The sequence below is a fragment of the Cedecea neteri genome (assembly GCF_000757825.1).
Lineage (GTDB): Bacteria > Pseudomonadota > Gammaproteobacteria > Enterobacterales > Enterobacteriaceae > Cedecea > Cedecea selenatireducens.
In genome coordinates this window covers 3037125-3053118 of record NZ_CP009451.1, presented here as the reverse complement: position 1 = coordinate 3053118, position 15994 = coordinate 3037125, and the positions used below count along the sequence as shown (strand labels likewise).

Annotated in this window: 20 protein-coding genes, 2 tRNA genes, 1 rRNA gene and 1 pseudogene; 6 read left to right on the top strand and 18 right to left on the bottom strand. The window is 51.5% G+C overall.

Going from position 1 to position 15994, the window contains the following annotated elements:
• Positions 1 to 59: 59 nt before the first annotated feature.
• The 3 genes from JT31_RS14155 to JT31_RS14145 all read right to left on the bottom strand — a co-directional run bounded on the left by JT31_RS14155 (position 60) and on the right by JT31_RS14145 (position 1933).
• Positions 60 to 135 (bottom strand) — tRNA-Ala (locus tag JT31_RS14155).
• Between the two features lie 112 nt (positions 136 to 247).
• Positions 248 to 324: transfer RNA gene (locus JT31_RS14150), tRNA-Ile, on the bottom strand.
• Positions 325 to 393: 69 nt separating this feature from the next.
• A 16S ribosomal RNA gene (locus JT31_RS14145) occupies positions 394 to 1933 on the bottom strand.
• Positions 1934 to 2407: 474 nt separating this feature from the next.
• Here JT31_RS14145 and JT31_RS14140 point away from each other — a divergent pair.
• A complete protein-coding gene (locus JT31_RS14140) occupies positions 2408 to 2962 on the top strand; it encodes a gamma carbonic anhydrase family protein (protein WP_038483131.1) in 555 nt (184 codons plus the stop codon).
• On the opposite strand, the gene JT31_RS14135 is transcribed toward JT31_RS14140, so the two are convergent.
• Genes JT31_RS14135 through dprA form a run of 6 tightly spaced genes read right to left on the bottom strand, consistent with a single transcriptional unit; the run spans position 2938 to position 6725 of the window.
• The gene (locus JT31_RS14135) at positions 2938 to 3195 is read right to left on the bottom strand and encodes a DUF1488 domain-containing protein (RefSeq protein ID WP_038478280.1); all 258 of its coding nucleotides are present in this window, start codon (positions 3193 to 3195) and stop codon (positions 2938 to 2940) included. The two genes, JT31_RS14140 and JT31_RS14135, sit on opposite strands and share 25 nt — an antisense overlap.
• Positions 3192 to 4010: a shikimate dehydrogenase gene (gene aroE / locus JT31_RS14130; protein WP_038478277.1), complete on the bottom strand. Its 819-nt coding sequence runs from the start codon at positions 4008 to 4010 to the stop codon at positions 3192 to 3194. The genes JT31_RS14135 and aroE overlap by 4 nt, the downstream gene beginning before the upstream one ends.
• A gap of 2 nt (positions 4011 to 4012) precedes the next feature.
• Positions 4013 to 4585, bottom strand: coding sequence for an L-threonylcarbamoyladenylate synthase type 1 TsaC (gene tsaC, locus JT31_RS14125; protein WP_038478274.1), 573 nt, complete (start codon positions 4583 to 4585; stop codon positions 4013 to 4015).
• A gap of 4 nt (positions 4586 to 4589) precedes the next feature.
• Positions 4590 to 5132 carry a type I DNA topoisomerase gene (locus tag JT31_RS14120; protein ID WP_038478272.1) on the bottom strand — a complete coding sequence of 181 codons (543 nt, stop codon included), beginning with the start codon at positions 5130 to 5132 and terminating at the stop codon, positions 4590 to 4592.
• A 23-nt stretch (positions 5133 to 5155) separates the two neighbouring features.
• Positions 5156 to 5629, bottom strand: coding sequence for a DUF494 family protein Smg (gene smg / locus JT31_RS14115; RefSeq protein ID WP_038478269.1), 474 nt, complete (start codon positions 5627 to 5629; stop codon positions 5156 to 5158).
• Complete coding sequence (gene dprA, locus JT31_RS23170; RefSeq protein ID WP_071843015.1) at positions 5601 to 6725, bottom strand: DNA-protecting protein DprA; 1125 nt, start codon at positions 6723 to 6725, stop codon at positions 5601 to 5603. Before dprA ends, smg begins: the two co-directional genes overlap by 29 nt.
• Before the next feature lie 128 nt (positions 6726 to 6853).
• Between dprA and def the strand changes: the two genes are divergently transcribed.
• From def to mscL, 5 genes are all read left to right on the top strand, one after another.
• Complete coding sequence (gene def / locus JT31_RS14100) at positions 6854 to 7363, top strand: peptide deformylase (RefSeq protein WP_038478260.1); 510 nt, start codon at positions 6854 to 6856, stop codon at positions 7361 to 7363.
• Between the two features lie 14 nt (positions 7364 to 7377).
• The gene (gene fmt, locus JT31_RS14095) at positions 7378 to 8325 is read left to right on the top strand and encodes a methionyl-tRNA formyltransferase (protein WP_038478257.1); all 948 of its coding nucleotides are present in this window, start codon (positions 7378 to 7380) and stop codon (positions 8323 to 8325) included.
• A 73-nt stretch (positions 8326 to 8398) separates the two neighbouring features.
• Positions 8399 to 9688 carry a 16S rRNA (cytosine(967)-C(5))-methyltransferase RsmB gene (rsmB, locus tag JT31_RS14090; protein WP_038478254.1) on the top strand — a complete coding sequence of 430 codons (1290 nt, stop codon included), beginning with the start codon at positions 8399 to 8401 and terminating at the stop codon, positions 9686 to 9688.
• A gap of 49 nt (positions 9689 to 9737) precedes the next feature.
• On the top strand, positions 9738 to 11114 hold the full coding sequence (trkA, locus tag JT31_RS14085) for a Trk system potassium transporter TrkA (protein ID WP_038478251.1): 1377 nt from the start codon (positions 9738 to 9740) through the stop codon (positions 11112 to 11114).
• A gap of 154 nt (positions 11115 to 11268) precedes the next feature.
• Positions 11269 to 11682 (top strand): large-conductance mechanosensitive channel protein MscL, encoded by a 414-nt coding sequence (mscL, locus tag JT31_RS14080; RefSeq protein WP_008457207.1) that lies wholly within the window; start codon positions 11269 to 11271, stop codon positions 11680 to 11682.
• 4 nt (positions 11683 to 11686) lie between these two features.
• Here the strand turns inward: mscL and JT31_RS23165 are convergent.
• From JT31_RS23165 to rpmJ, 9 genes and pseudogenes are all read right to left on the bottom strand, one after another.
• A pseudogene (locus tag JT31_RS23165) lies at positions 11687 to 11902 on the bottom strand (alternative ribosome-rescue factor A); the annotation flags it as partial.
• A gap of 65 nt (positions 11903 to 11967) precedes the next feature.
• Positions 11968 to 12384, bottom strand: coding sequence for a Zn(2+)-responsive transcriptional regulator (gene zntR, locus JT31_RS14075; RefSeq protein ID WP_038478248.1), 417 nt, complete (start codon positions 12382 to 12384; stop codon positions 11968 to 11970).
• Positions 12384 to 12755 carry a DUF1992 domain-containing protein gene (locus JT31_RS14070; protein WP_038478245.1) on the bottom strand — a complete coding sequence of 124 codons (372 nt, stop codon included), beginning with the start codon at positions 12753 to 12755 and terminating at the stop codon, positions 12384 to 12386. Before JT31_RS14070 ends, zntR begins: the two co-directional genes overlap by 1 nt.
• A gap of 112 nt (positions 12756 to 12867) precedes the next feature.
• A complete protein-coding gene (gene rplQ / locus JT31_RS14065; RefSeq protein ID WP_008457198.1) occupies positions 12868 to 13254 on the bottom strand; it encodes a 50S ribosomal protein L17 in 387 nt (128 codons plus the stop codon).
• A gap of 40 nt (positions 13255 to 13294) precedes the next feature.
• Positions 13295 to 14284, bottom strand: coding sequence for a DNA-directed RNA polymerase subunit alpha (locus JT31_RS14060; protein ID WP_008457196.1), 990 nt, complete (start codon positions 14282 to 14284; stop codon positions 13295 to 13297).
• Positions 14285 to 14309: 25 nt separating this feature from the next.
• Entirely contained in the window at positions 14310 to 14930 is a 621-nt protein-coding gene (gene rpsD, locus JT31_RS14055) for a 30S ribosomal protein S4 (protein WP_038478242.1), read from the bottom strand.
• Between the two features lie 33 nt (positions 14931 to 14963).
• Positions 14964 to 15353 (bottom strand): 30S ribosomal protein S11, encoded by a 390-nt coding sequence (rpsK, locus tag JT31_RS14050; protein WP_008457192.1) that lies wholly within the window; start codon positions 15351 to 15353, stop codon positions 14964 to 14966.
• Between the two features lie 16 nt (positions 15354 to 15369).
• Positions 15370 to 15726: a 30S ribosomal protein S13 gene (rpsM, locus tag JT31_RS14045; RefSeq protein WP_008457189.1), complete on the bottom strand. Its 357-nt coding sequence runs from the start codon at positions 15724 to 15726 to the stop codon at positions 15370 to 15372.
• Between the two features lie 146 nt (positions 15727 to 15872).
• The gene (gene rpmJ / locus JT31_RS14040; RefSeq protein WP_008457187.1) at positions 15873 to 15989 is read right to left on the bottom strand and encodes a 50S ribosomal protein L36; all 117 of its coding nucleotides are present in this window, start codon (positions 15987 to 15989) and stop codon (positions 15873 to 15875) included.
• Between the last annotated feature and the right edge of the window lie 5 nt (positions 15990 to 15994).

Below are 15994 nucleotides of genomic sequence, written 5' to 3'. Positions count from 1 at the left end.
AATACTTCGCAGCACACCGTCGCCGGTACACTCTGAAGTAGTTTTGGTGCATGAAATGATGGTGGAGCTAAGCGGGATCGAACCGCTGACCTCCTGCGTGCAAGGCAGGCGCTCTCCCAGCTGAGCTATAGCCCCATCGATTTCGTAAAACCTTTGATTACCATGAATTCTTTGCTAGCCAAGGCGCAACGCCACGAAGCATACTTGAGTATGTGAGTGATGCTATAACGCAGGATAGCGGAGAATTTGGTAGGCCTGAGTGGACTTGAACCACCGACCTCACCCTTATCAGGGGTGCGCTCTAACCACCTGAGCTACAAGCCTATAAGGTTTTACTGCTCGTTTTCTATCAGACAATCTGTGTGAGCACTACGCGGGTTTGTATCTTTTAGGTAAGGAGGTGATCCAACCGCAGGTTCCCCTACGGTTACCTTGTTACGACTTCACCCCAGTCATGAATCACAAAGTGGTAAGCGCCCTCCCGAAGGTTAAGCTACCTACTTCTTTTGCAACCCACTCCCATGGTGTGACGGGCGGTGTGTACAAGGCCCGGGAACGTATTCACCGTAGCATTCTGATCTACGATTACTAGCGATTCCGACTTCATGGAGTCGAGTTGCAGACTCCAATCCGGACTACGACGCACTTTATGAGGTCCGCTTGCTCTCGCGAGGTCGCTTCTCTTTGTATGCGCCATTGTAGCACGTGTGTAGCCCTACTCGTAAGGGCCATGATGACTTGACGTCATCCCCACCTTCCTCCAGTTTATCACTGGCAGTCTCCTTTGAGTTCCCGGCCGAACCGCTGGCAACAAAGGATAAGGGTTGCGCTCGTTGCGGGACTTAACCCAACATTTCACAACACGAGCTGACGACAGCCATGCAGCACCTGTCTCAGAGTTCCCGAAGGCACCAATCCATCTCTGGAAAGTTCTCTGGATGTCAAGAGTAGGTAAGGTTCTTCGCGTTGCATCGAATTAAACCACATGCTCCACCGCTTGTGCGGGCCCCCGTCAATTCATTTGAGTTTTAACCTTGCGGCCGTACTCCCCAGGCGGTCGACTTAACGCGTTAGCTCCGGAAGCCACGCCTCAAGGGCACAACCTCCAAGTCGACATCGTTTACGGCGTGGACTACCAGGGTATCTAATCCTGTTTGCTCCCCACGCTTTCGCACCTGAGCGTCAGTCTTTGTCCAGGGGGCCGCCTTCGCCACCGGTATTCCTCCAGATCTCTACGCATTTCACCGCTACACCTGGAATTCTACCCCCCTCTACAAGACTCAAGCTTGCCAGTTTCGAATGCAGTTCCCAGGTTGAGCCCGGGGATTTCACATCCGACTTAACAAACCGCCTGCGTGCGCTTTACGCCCAGTAATTCCGATTAACGCTTGCACCCTCCGTATTACCGCGGCTGCTGGCACGGAGTTAGCCGGTGCTTCTTCTGCGAGTAACGTCAATCGCTAAGGTTATTAACCTTAACGCCTTCCTCCTCGCTGAAAGTACTTTACAACCCGAAGGCCTTCTTCATACACGCGGCATGGCTGCATCAGGCTTGCGCCCATTGTGCAATATTCCCCACTGCTGCCTCCCGTAGGAGTCTGGACCGTGTCTCAGTTCCAGTGTGGCTGGTCATCCTCTCAGACCAGCTAGGGATCGTCGCCTAGGTGAGCCATTACCCCACCTACTAGCTAATCCCATCTGGGTTCATCTGATGGCAAGAGGCCCGAAGGTCCCCCTCTTTGGTCTTGCGACGTTATGCGGTATTAGCTACCGTTTCCAGTAGTTATCCCCCTCCATCAGGCAGATCCCCAGACATTACTCACCCGTCCGCCGCTCGTCACCCAGGAGCAAGCTCCCTGTGCTACCGCTCGACTTGCATGTGTTAGGCCTGCCGCCAGCGTTCAATCTGAGCCATGATCAAACTCTTCAATTTAAAAGTGTTTGATGCTCAAAGAATTAAAACTGTTTATAAAATCAGTAGTCACTCTTCAAGACTTGATATTTTGTTGCATCCGGAGATGCTGAGATATCAATCCTGCGAGTGCCCACACAGATTGTCTGATAAATTGTTAAAGAGCAGTGAGTTACGCGCTTTTGCTTGCTAACTCGAGGTGGCGTATATTACGCTTTCCTCTTTCAGAGTCAACCCCGATTTTCAGGATTTTTTCTCTTTATCGAACCGGCTAATTTGTGAAGTGATTCACTGTGCCGTCTCGATGGAGGCGCATTATAGGGATCCCACTTTTTAGCACAAGTACTTTTTCGATCTTTTTTTCTGAATGTTTAGTTTTCACACTTTTCGCTGAGATCCTGTTCGATCTGCCCTCTTTCCAGCCCTTTACTCCCTTGCCATTGCTCAAGAAAGCAGCCACAGTCTATTCATGCAATGAATTTACCTGAGGTGTTTATGTCTGCGGTACTGCGTGCTTTTCAAAAAACTTTCCCAAAACTGGGCGAACGAGTCATGGTTGATCCCACCAGCGTGGCGATCGGTGATGTAAAACTGGCTGACGATGTCAGTATCTGGCCGTTAGTCGCCATTCGCGGGGACGTAAACACCGTGACGATTGGCGCACGTACCAACATTCAGGATGGAAGCGTTCTTCATGTTACCCATAAGTCTTCTTATAAGCCCGAAGGGAACCCGCTGATCGTTGGCGAAGATGTGACGGTAGGCCATAAGGTTATGCTGCACGGCTGCACGATTGGCAATCGGGTATTAGTCGGTATGGGATCGATCTTGTTGGATGGGGTAGTAATAGAAGATGATGTGATGATTGGCGCTGGCAGCCTGGTACCGCAGAACAAACGTCTGGAGAGCGGTTATCTCTATTTAGGCAGTCCGGTAAAACAGATTCGCCGTCTGACTGAAGCGGAGCTGGCCGGCTTGCTCTACTCCGCTAACAATTATGTCCGCTGGAAAGATGAGTATCTGGCTCAGGACAGCCAGTACCAGCCCTGATCGCCTTCCTGCTCGTCTTCGATAAGGCTTTCGACTTCTTCTTCAATATCCCAGCGATGCTCCCGGAATAAAGAGAGCCACTCTTCTGCGCAATTGCCACCAAAGCGAGCGGCAATTGCCTCCGAGGCCATAGCACAACCCACCTGAAAGCCATTAACCAACGCCGGAAAGCAAACAGCCTGGCGTTCTTCATCCCAGCGTTCACGATCCGGGAGCTGAATGGCCTGGTTCACGCCGTCATTTCTCTTTTCAAAGTTTCAATAACCGGTGCAACCTCCGGCATAACGCCATGCCAAAGCATAAAGGCATGTGCGGCCTGCCCCACCAGCATGCCCAAACCGTCCGCATAGTGGACTACGCCGTGCCCGACGGCCCAGTTCAAGAAGGGCGTCAGTCCTTTCTGGTAAAACATGTCATAACAGCTTACGCGGTGCGAAAGGAGAGAAACCGGCAACGCAGGAATTTCGCCGCCAATCCCGCTGGACGTGGCATTGATCAGCAGATCAAACTCATGCCCTTCGAGCTTATCCATTGCGACGGCATTAACGCTGCCCGTGTGGTGAAAGAGCGTGGCAAGCTCTTCGGCCTTTGCAAACGTTCGGTTAGTTATCGTAACCGAGCAGTCCAGTGACAGAAGCGGTAACAGAACACCACGTGCGGCACCGCCGGCGCCCACCAGCAGAATACGATCGCCAGGTTTGATCAGCTTCAATCGTTCAAGATCGCTCAACAAACCAATACCGTCGGTATTGTCCCCAAGCAAACGGCCATCCTCCAGGCGCTTGAGCGTATTGACCGCGCCCGCAAGTGCCGCGCGCTCCGTCAGTTCGTCCGCATGGGCAAAAGCCTGCTCTTTAAAAGGCACCGTGACGTTGGCGCCTCTGCCCCCTTCATTAAAGAAAGCATCCAGCGTTGCAACAAACTCGTCCAGCGGAGCAAGCACGCGTCCGTAAGAATGCTCAATGCCTGTTTGCCCGGCGAAAAGGCGGTGAATAAGAGGAGACTTGCTGTGTTGAATAGGGTTCCCGAAGACGGCGAAGGTTTCCATAATTACCCCTGACGGAAGAGTTCGCCGGTTAAGGCATCGCGGATTTCTGAAGGGTTCAGTCGCCCACCGGTGTCTCCCATAAGCACCGGGAAGCTCTCACCAAACTGCTGCAGGACTTCCTGCGCAGTGCGGCACGGAGGCAGACCTGTAAGGTTCGCACTGGTCGACACCAGCGGTTTACCGTAGGCAAGGCATAGCTCTTTCACTAGCGGGTGATTGGTCACGCGCACCGCCAGAGAATCAAAATGCCCGGTCAGCCATTTTGGTGTGGAAGGCAAAGCAGGGAAAACAAACGTAACTGGCCCAGGCCAATTGGCGAACACCGAGGAAAGCCGTTCTTCGCTCAATACAGCGACGTTAATGTAAGGTTTCAGTTGATCAAAATCGGCCGCAATAAGGATAAGTCCCTTTTCTACCGGACGCTGTTTCAGTTCTAACAGACGGGTAACCGCGAGCTCACTGTCGGGATCGCAACCGACGCCAAATACGGCTTCGGTTGGGTAAGCGATGACTTGCTGTTCTTTCAGGGCCGCTACGATCTGCGCGAGCTGGCCTTCAGGCAGGTTATTATTCACTGGCTTATTCCGCCGTTACCGGCTTTCCACATTGTTTATTGGCACAGAAGCGTTTCACGCCCTGGGCCGTTTTCTTTTCAATAAGCAGCGGGTACTGACAGTCAGAGCAGATGCCCGCTACAGGCTTAAAGTTGATGACGAACTGGCACTCCGGGTAGCAATCGCAAGACCAGAAGGTTTTGCCGTAGCGCGAACGCCGCTGAACCAATTGCCCTTTCTGGCATTGCGGGCAAGCTATCGTGGTCTCATCTGGTTTATCAATGACTTCCGTGTGTTCGCATTCAGGATAGTTGCTGCAGCCGATAAACATGCCAAAACGCCCCTGACGTAACACGAGCGTGGCCTGACAAACCGGACACTGCTGACCATCAAGCACTTTAACTATATGGCCATCGGCCTGGCTCTTTAGCGGGCGAACATAGTCGCATTCCGGGTAGTGGGAACAGCCCAAAAATGGGCCGTGTTTACCGGAACGTATTGTTAACTCTGCCCCGCATTGGGGGCAGGGTTCATTTTTTGGCACCGAGAACAGTGCTGACTTGGCCATAACATCTCATGCTGCAACTCAATTTAGTGCAGCATACCTTCATTTGCCTCGAAGAGTAATTCTTCCATTTGCTGGTAGGCGTTTTCACAACCCGGAATATTGAACAACACCATCAGCACAACCCATTTCAGATCTTCCAGTTCGAATTCTGCGGTATCCAGCGCCAGTACGCGCTCAATAACCATTTCACGGGTTTCGAGATTTAGCACCTGAATCTGCTCAAGGAACAGTAAAAAGCCCCGGCAGTCCGCATCGAGCCGTTGGCTCTCTTCTGCGGTGAAAATACGCATGGAGAGAGGATCCGCAGCAAGCTGCATCGGCTCGGTCAAACCTTCCTGATAGTCAGCCAGCTTTTCAAGCCACACTAAGGCGTTAAAAATGTCCTCACGATCAAAACCCGCGTCGGTGAGATCGCTCGTCAGCTTATCCTGGTCAACGCGCATTTCTGCTTCGCTGTGGATGTAGGTTTCAAATAAGTACATTAGTACGTCGAACATGGCATGCCCTCCTCAATCGGACATAGCCGCCGGGTACAGCTGCGATCCATCCTGCTAACTCCAGTTCGAGTAGCTGAGCTACCGTCTCTGGCACAGGTTGGCCGGCACGTTCAGCGACGACGTCAACAGGTGTAACCTCATCTCCTACGTTAGCCAACAGATTGGGAAATGGCAATGCACCGTCTTGTTGATTTGGCGAATATATTGGCACATTGTGCGAAGCGGGGAGCCAGTGCAGTTCAGAGGACAGATAATCGAGGATATCCTGCGGGCTTCGGGCCAGATTTGCACCCTGCTGAATCAGCCAATGTGGGCCTTCACTGCCTGGGCTACCAATCGTGCCTGGCAAGGCAAACACCTCTCTTCCCTGCTCAACGGCATAACGAGCGGTAACCAGAGATCCGCTTCGCTCCCCGGCCTCCACCACCAAGACAGCCCGGCTTAATCCGCTGATGACACGATTGCGCCACGGAAAGTTCGATGGCCACGGCGTGCAGGAAAGGGGAAATTCAGACACTACTGCCCCGCCCTGTTCCACAATTTGCCTGGCCAGCATCAGATGGCGTTTAGGATGAACGCTGCCTAAACCATTACCCAGCACGGCAATTGTTTTACCTTGAACACTCAGGGCAGCACGATGAGCAACACCGTCAATTCCCAAAGCCAGACCGCTGGTTATTACCAGCCCTGCCTGAGCAAGTTCCTCACAGAACTGCCGACAATTGCGTTCACCGTAATCGGAGAGATTACGACTGCCGACAACGGCGAGCTGATTTTGGCTAAGTTGCGAGGGATCCCCGGCTACAAAGAGGGCTGCAGGATAATCATTTATAGCGCGAAGCTGTTCCGGGTAATGAGCATCTTCCGCCGTCAGCAAGTAGTGCCCCGGTTTATCAAGCCATCTGAGACTGGCTTCAAGCTGACGCTCATCAAATGCATTAAAGAGTGCACATTCGCTTGCGCTTAATCCCGAGCCAGGCAAGCTTGCTCTATCTATTGCGGGGCTGCGTTGCAGGAAGTGGGCTATTTTTAGGAACTTATCACCACTTAGTCCTTTAACAGCCATAAGACGTAACCAAATCTCCGTTCGCAGCACCATTTCCTCCTGCCACAGGCCATAAAAGCAATCCTTGCGATTGGTCACTGATGCTGTCAATCAGCCGGGGAAATGTCTAGAATAGAGGGAATAATCCTTTCTACTACTGAACACAGCTCTGGATATTTATGGCAGTTTTGCAAGTATTACATATTCCCGACGAGCGCCTTCGCAAAGTCGCTAAACCGGTCGAAAAAGTGAATGCGGACATTCAGCGCATCGTCGATGATATGTTCGAAACAATGTATGACGAAGAAGGTATTGGCCTGGCCGCTACGCAGGTTGATATTCATCAGCGCATCATCGTTATTGATGTTTCTGAAAACCGCGACGAGCAGCTGGTGCTGATTAACCCAGAGCTGCTGGAAAAAAGCGGCGAGACCGGTATCGAAGAAGGCTGTCTGTCTATTCCGGAACAGCGAGCACTGGTGCCACGCGCGGAGAAAGTGAAGATTCGTGCGCTGGACCGTGAAGGTAAAACGTTTGAACTGGAAGCGGATGGTCTGCTGGCTATTTGTATCCAGCACGAAATGGATCACCTGGTCGGTAAACTGTTTATCGATTATCTGTCGCCGCTGAAACAGCAACGTATTCGTCAGAAAGTTGAAAAACTCGACCGTTTGAAAGCGAAAGCTTAAGGACAACAAGCAACGTGTCAGATTCTCTGCGTATTATTTTCGCCGGAACCCCCGATTTTGCAGCGCGTCATCTTGACGCGCTGTTGTCTTCTCAGCACCAGGTTGTCGGCGTCTTTACGCAACCAGACCGCCCTGCAGGCCGTGGTAAAAAACTTATGCCAGGCCCGGTAAAAGTGCTGGCTGAAGATAAAGGCATTCCGGTCTTTCAACCCGCTACGCTTCGCAAGGCGGAAAATCAGCAGCTTGTTGCCGATCTCAATGCCGATGTGATGGTTGTGGTTGCCTACGGCCTGATTTTACCGCAGGCGGTGCTTGATATGCCTCGTCTGGGCTGCGTGAACGTACATGGTTCGCTACTGCCACGCTGGCGCGGTGCCGCACCGATCCAGCGTTCTTTATGGGCGGGCGATGCAGAAACTGGCGTCACAATCATGCAAATGGACATCGGCCTCGATACCGGCAATATGCTGTATAAGCTGTCCTGCCCGATTGAAGCAGAAGATACCAGCGGTACGCTGTACGATAAGCTGGCAGGACTTGGTCCACAAGGTCTCCTGGACACGCTTCAACAGTTAGCCGACGGAACAGCCAAACCAGAAGTGCAGGATGAAGCGCTGGTGACCTATGCTGAGAAGCTCAGCAAGGAAGAAGCACGCATCAACTGGAATCTTTCCGCCGCTCAATTGGAACGCTGCATTCGCGCCTTTAACCCGTGGCCAATGAGCTGGCTGGAGATTGACGGGCAGCCGCTGAAAGTCTGGCGTGCTTCGGTCATCAGCACTCAGGCAAACTCGGCGCCCGGCACCATTGTTGCCGCCAGTAAACAGGGCATTCAGGTCGCGACCGCTGACGGCATTCTGAATCTTGAAGAACTGCAGCCCGCAGGTAAAAAAGCCATGAAAGCACAGGATCTCCTGAACTCACGCCGTGAATGGTTTGAGCCTGGAACGGTCCTGGCCTGATAAAACCGCACCTATACGCCCGGGGTAACCTGGGCATTTTTGTTTATAGCGCTGGAAAAACCAGAGCACGGTAATGAAAAAAACACTGAATCTTCGCAGCCTGGCTGCCCAAACTATTGAACAAGTTGTCGAGCAAGGACAATCATTAAGTAATGTACTGCCTGCGGTACAGCAGAAAGTCTCGGATAAAGACAGAGCCCTGCTGCAGGAGCTGTGCTTTGGCGTGCTGCGTACTCTCCCGCAGCTGGACTGGCTGGTTGGCAAACTCATGTCACGTCCGATGACCGGAAAACAGCGCACGATCCATTACTTAATTATGGTCGGCTTCTATCAGCTTCTGTATACCCGCATTCCTCCACACGCGGCGCTTGCCGAAACCGTTGAAGGCGCAATCGCTATTAAGCGGCAGGCATTCAAGGGCTTAATCAACGGCGTACTGCGTCAGTTCCAGCGTCAGCAGGAAAGCCTGATGGCGGAAGCCGCTAAGCATGAAAGTCGTTTTCTGCACCCAAGCTGGCTGCTGCAGCGCCTGAAGAAAGCTTATCCGGAGAGCTGGGAAGCCATTGTCGATGCGAACAATCAGCGGCCCCCAATGTGGCTGCGTGTAAATCGTCAGCATCATACCCGCGAAGCCTGGATGGCATTGCTTGCTGAAGCAGGTCTCGAAGGACATATCCATCCAAAATACAGTGACGCGGTACGCCTTGATGCACCGGCCCCTGTCCAGGCTTTACCAGGATTTGAACAAGGCTGGGTGACGGTTCAGGATGCTTCTGCTCAGGGAAGCGTTGATCTTTTAGATCCGCAAAACGGCGATACCATTCTGGATCTTTGTGCCGCCCCAGGCGGCAAGACGACACATATTCTGGAAGCTGCACCGAACGCAAAAGTCATGGCCGTCGACGTTGATGCTCAGCGTCTGAAACGCGTGAATGAAAACCTTGCGCGGTTAGGTATGAAAGCAGAGGTGAAGCAGGGAGATGGTCGTTTCCCGGTACAGTGGTGCGGCGACACTAAGTTTGATCGCATTCTGCTTGATGCACCGTGCTCGGCAACCGGCGTCATTCGTCGCCATCCAGACATCAAGTGGCTACGCCGTGACAGGGATATCGCCGAGCTGGTTGCCCTGCAAAAAGAAATCCTGGACGCTATCTGGCCTCACCTGAAATCAGGCGGTACGCTGGTTTATGCTACCTGTTCTATTCTGCCTGACGAAAACAAAGATCAGGTCAGCGCGTTTCTGGCGAGTCATGCCGATGCCAAACTGGTTGAAACCGGTGACGAAAAGAGGCCCGGCATTCAAAATCTGCCCGCGGCAGACGACGGCGACGGCTTCTACTACGCTAAGCTAATTAAGAGCTGACTCCCTTCAGGGCAAGTCATAAGTTTCATCACTCGTGAAGCGATAAACGATGAAAATAATCATTCTGGGTGCCGGTCAGGTCGGCGGCACTCTGGCGGAAAACCTGGTCGGTGAGAACAACGATATCACCGTCGTCGATACCAACCAGGCTCGCCTGCGTATTCTGCAGGACAAGTTCGATCTGCGTGTAGTCCAGGGCCATGGGTCTCATCCCCGGGTACTTCGTGAGGCGGGTGCGGATGACGCAGACATGCTGGTTGCAGTTACCAGCTCTGATGAAACGAATATGATCGCCTGCCAGGTGGCCTATTCACTGTTTAACACGCCAAACAGGATTGCCCGTATTCGAGCGCCGGACTATGTTCGCGATGCGGAGAAACTGTTCAATGCGGAAGCGGTGCCTATCGATCACCTGATTGCTCCAGAACAGCTGGTCATCGACAATATTTATCGCCTGATTGAATACCCTGGCGCACTTCAGGTCGTAAATTTCGCAGAAGGCAAAGTGAGTCTGGCGGTAGTAAAGGCCTACTACGGTGGTCCACTGGTAGGTAATGCACTTTCCACCATGCGCGAACATATGCCGCATATCGATACGCGTGTCGCCGCAATTTTCCGTCATGATCGTCCTATTCGCCCACAGGGGTCGACCATCGTTGAAGCAGGCGATGAGGTCTTCTTTATAGCGGCTTCGCAGAATATCCGTGCGGTTATGAGCGAGCTTCAGCGTCTGGAGAAACCTTATAAGCGCATTATGCTGGTGGGCGGCGGTAATATTGGCGCAGGTCTGGCCCACCGCCTGGAGAAAGATTACAGCGTAAAACTGATTGAACGCGACCAGCAGCGCGCTTCTGAGCTTGCGGAAATGCTACAAAATACCATCGTATTTTATGGCGACGCCTCAGATCAGGAATTGCTGGCTGAAGAGCATATCGATCAGGTCGATCTGTTTATTGCGGTCACCAACGATGATGAAGCCAATATTATGTCGGCCATGCTGGCCAAGCGTATGGGAGCCAAAAAAGTCATGGTTCTCATACAGCGTAACGCCTATGTCGATTTAGTGCAGGGCAGCGTTATCGATATTGCTATCTCTCCCCAGCAGGCAACGATTTCTGCCCTGCTGGGACATGTTCGCAAAGCCGATATTGTTGGTGTTTCATCCCTTCGCCGCGGCGTTGCTGAAGCCATCGAAGCCGTTGCACACGGTGACGAAAGTACTTCCCGCGTTGTAGGACGAGTGATTGATGAAATAAAGCTTCCGCCAGGGACGATCATCGGCGCCGTGGTACGTGGCAATGATGTCATGATCGCCAATGACAACCTGCGTATAGAGCAGGGCGATCACGTGATTATGTTCTTAACGGATAAGAAATTTGTCAGCGATGTAGAGCGACTGTTCCAGCCAAGCCCATTCTTCCTCTAAACTCACCGGGGCAGAAATCTTTCTGTCCCGTTTCTTTGTAAGAAAACCACTTTACTATTATGGAATTAACAAAAAAATCTTATTTCCTGCGGCAATGGAAATTAAGACATCCTTTGTTAGAATTATTACTGTCAGCCGGCACAAGGAGAGATAAATGAGTATTTTAAAAGAGTTTCGCGAATTCGCGATGCGCGGGAACGTTGTTGATTTGGCAGTGGGTGTGATTATTGGTGCAGCATTCGGGAAAATTGTTTCCTCGCTGGTTGCGGATATTATTATGCCGCCACTGGGTCTGCTGATTGGGGGGGTTGATTTTAAGCAGTTTGCACTGACGCTGCGTGACGCGCAGGGTGATGTGCCTGCAGTGGTCATGCACTACGGCGTCTTTATTCAGAATATTTTTGACTTCGTGATTGTTGCATTTGCCATCTTCATGGCCATCAAAGTGATTAATAAACTAAACCGTAAGAAGGCTGAAGAGCCTGCGGCACCTCCGGCACCTTCTAAAGAGGAAGTATTGCTGAGCGAAATCCGCGACCTGCTAAAAGAACAGAACCAGCGTAATTAATACTGGCTGCTAAAAGCAGAAGGCCAGTGGTAAAAAAGCTCATTGCTTGTTTGCCACTGGCCTCCCAGTTACCCCGATTACCGTGTTTCTCGTTGCGCTGATAACTGCCTTTCCCTTTCTTATTCTTCTCTACTCTTTGCCTGAACAGTGGGTCATGTAACAGAGCCTCAATGGCGTTATCTTTAATTTGGCCTTTTTGATGGCGGTATTTAGTGCTCATAATTACTCCAGATGGGTTTAATTAGCGCCGCGAGTCTATTCTTTGTTCAAAAAAAGATCAAGCGACTATTTCTTACTGCTTGCTCCCTGCTCCAGAGCTTCCAGGATTGAGCAGTAAACGCTGCTGTGTGCGGTACCGCAGCAAGCATCGTTCAGGCGCTGCAGCGAACGTCGCATATTCTGCAATTCTTTGATTTTGGACTCTACCTCGCTTAGCCGGCTTTGCACAATGCCTTTAGATTCCTGACAGGTATGGTGTTCAGGATCGATACGGATCGACAGCAGTTCGCGGATGGCTTCCAGAGTAAACCCCAGCTGCTTGGCGTAACGGATGAACTTAAGGCGCTGGAGATCGCTGTCGCTGTAAAGGCGAAAACCACCTTCAGTTCGCACCTCATGATCCATCATCTGCTGTTTTTCATAATAACGAATAGTATCTGGCGTCACATCTGCCAGCTTTGCCAGCTCACCTATACGAAACATCATTTTTCCTCGACAATTTGCTGCATCAGTTTTACGGCATACTCACCGCGTAAGAAATCTGTATTTATGCCTGCCTGACGAAGCTTGAGCTCAAGCAGTGCGAGCTTGCTGCTGATTGCCTGGTATTCCTCGCTCTGAGCATGCACCGTTTTCAGCAGATCAACCAGCTCAAGCGCATCTTTACGTTGCTGCATCTCCGGCGGTAAACAACCCGCATTTTTAAGCAGACGGTATCCGGCACGGAGTTCGGGAGGAACATGACTGTCATCATCGAGCATTATGGGTTCACCGCTGCCCGGCAGACAATCAAAATCACCGTTACGCTGGGCATCAACAATATGTCGTTCCGCCCACTGATCGAGTAACCACATAGCGACCTCAGATCAACAAGGAGTAATACAAGAATACGAGGAAAGTATCGGGAAGGGGATATTCTGGATATAAAAAAACCGGGCAAGCCCGGTTTTTCTACGTTACTACAGATTACTCTGCAGCAGCTTCTGTTTGAGACTCGGCGCGATCAACCAGCTCGATGTAAGCCATCGGAGCATTGTCACCAGCACGGAAGCCACACTTCAGAATACGAGTGTAACCACCTGCACGGCTCGCAAAACGCGGACCCAGTTCGTTAAACAGTTTTGCCACGATCTCGTTATCACGAGTACGGGCGAATGCCAGACGACGATTAGCAACGCTGTCAGTCTTGGCAAGAGTAATCAGCGGCTCAACTACGCGACGCAGCTCTTTCGCTTTAGGCAGGGTCGTCTTGATGATCTCATGACGAACCAGTGAACCTGCCATGTTGCGGAACATAGCCTGGCGATGGCTGCTGTTGCGGTTCAGTTGACGACCACTCTTACGATGGCGCATGACCTTATCCTTCTCAGTAAAACCTTAACCTGTGATCCGGTTACTCGTCAGCAATGCTTGCTGGTGGCCAGTTTTCCAGGCGCATGCCCAGAGACAAACCACGAGAAGCCAGCACGTCTTTAATCTCGGTAAGAGATTTTTTACCCAGGTTAGGCGTTTTGAGTAGCTCAACCTCGGTACGCTGTACCAGATCACCGATATAGTGGATAGCTTCTGCCTTAAGGCAGTTAGCAGAGCGGACAGTCAATTCCAGATCGTCAACAGGGCGCAGCAAGATCGGATCGAATTCTGGTTTCTCTTCTTTAACTTCCGGCTGACGCACATCACGTAGGTCAACGAAAGCTTCAAGTTGTTCTGCCAGAATGGTTGCCGCACGACGAATCGCCTCTTCAGGATCGATTGTGCCGTTGGTTTCCATTTCGATGACCAGCTTGTCCAGGTCGGTACGCTGTTCTACACGCGCTGCTTCAACATTGTAGGCAATACGCTCTACAGGGCTGTAGCAGGCGTCGACCAGCAGACGGCCGATTGGGCGCTCATCTTCTTCCGAATGAATTCGGGTAGAAGCCGGCACATAACCGCGACCGCGCTGAACTTTGATACGCATGCTAATAGCGGCGTTCTCATCGGTCAGGTGGCAGATCACATGCTGCGGCTTGACGATTTCGACATCACCATCATGGGTGATGTCGGCTGCGGTCACAGGGCCAATGCCAGATTTATTCAGGGTAAGAATAACTTCATCTTTACCTTGAACTCTTACCGCCAGCCCTTTCAGGTTGAGCAGGATTTCCAGGATATCTTCCTGAACGCCTTCTTTGGTGCTGTACTCGTGCAGTACACCATCAATCTCAACCTCAGTCACCGCGCAACCCGGCATCGATGAAAGCAGAATACGGCGCAGTGCGTTACCAAGAGTATGGCCAAAGCCACGCTCTAACGGCTCAAGGGTCACCTTGGCGTGCGTCGAACTCACTTGCTCGATATCTACCAGGCGTGGTTTTAGAAACTCTGTCACAGAACCCTGCATTGTGTCCTCTCTTTGGTACTAAGCTTTACTTGGAGTAAAGCTCGACGATCAGGTGTTCGTTAATGTCCGCGGACAGATCAGTACGCTCAGGCTTACGCTTGAACACACCTTCCATCTTGGCAGCATCAACTTCCAGCCAGGTTGGCTTTTCACGCTGCTCAGCCAGCTCCAGAGCGGCCTTAACGCGAGATTGCTTTTTGGCTTTCTCACGGATGCTGACTACGTCATTCGGAGTTACCTGATAAGAAGCGATGTTAACAACGCGACCATTTACCATAATTGCTTTGTGGCTAACCAACTGACGTGATTCTGCACGAGTGGCGCCGAAGCCCATACGGTAAACTACGTTGTCCAGACGACCTTCCAGCAGAGCCAACAGGTTTTCACCGGTGTTGCCTTTCAGACGAGCTGCTTCTTTATAATAGTTACGGAACTGACGCTCCAGCACACCGTAGATACGGCGAACTTTCTGCTTTTCACGCAACTGCACACCATAGTCAGACAGACGCGGTTTACGCGCACCGTGCTGGCCAGGAGCTTGTTCAATCTTACACTTGGTATCGATCGCGCGAACGCCAGACTTAAGGAACAGGTCTGTGCCCTCACGACGGCTCAGCTTGAGCTTAGGACCCAAATATCTTGCCATTTTCTTTCTCCAACAATCCTAGAAAACGAAGCGTTATACGCGGCGTTTTTTCGGCGGACGACAACCGTTGTGAGGGATCGGAGTCACATCAGTAATATTAGTGATGCGGAAACCAGCGGCGTTCAGAGCACGAATAGTTGATTCGCGGCCTGGACCCGGACCCTTAACCATAACTTCCAGGTTCTTGATACCGTATTCTTTCACGGCTTCTGCGCAACGCTCTGCTGCAACCTGAGCTGCAAACGGAGTGGATTTGCGAGAACCACGGAAACCGGAACCACCGGCAGTTGCCCAACCCAACGCATTACCCTGACGATCGGTAATAGTAACGATGGTGTTGTTGAAAGAAGCATGGACATGAGCCACGCCGTCAGAGACTGTTTTTCTTACACGTTTACGTGCACGAATTGGTGCCTTTGCCATTATTCAATCACCCCGATTATTTCTTGATCGGTTTGCGCGGACCCTTACGGGTACGGGCGTTGGTCTTAGTACGCTGACCGCGCACTGGCAGACCACGACGATGACGCAAACCGCGATAGCAACCAAGGTCCATCAGACGCTTGATGCTCATACTCACTTCACGGCGCAGATCACCTTCAACGACAAATTTGGCAACTTCGTCACGCAGCGTGTCGATTTGTTCTTCAGACAGCTCACTGATCTTAACATCTTCAGCGATACCCGCCGCAGCGCAAATGGCCTTGGAGCGAGTCTTGCCGACACCGTAGATCGAAGTTAATGCGATCACGGCGTGTTTTTGATCAGGAATGTTAATGCCTGCTATACGGGCCACTATGCACTCCTACTATTTAGATTATGCGTCCCATGCCGAAAAGCCCGTTTTCAGGATACTCAAATGGAAACGCATAGACATACAAAAGATTGGCTGGCTAATCTAGCCAGCTCAACCCAACTTTGCAAGAAAAATATGCGAGATAATCAGCCTTGACGCTGTTTATGCTTCGGCTCTACGCTGCAAATCACGCGAATAACACCGTCACGCTTAACGATTTTGCAGTTACGACATAATTTCTTGACGGAAGCACGAACTTTCATTTTTA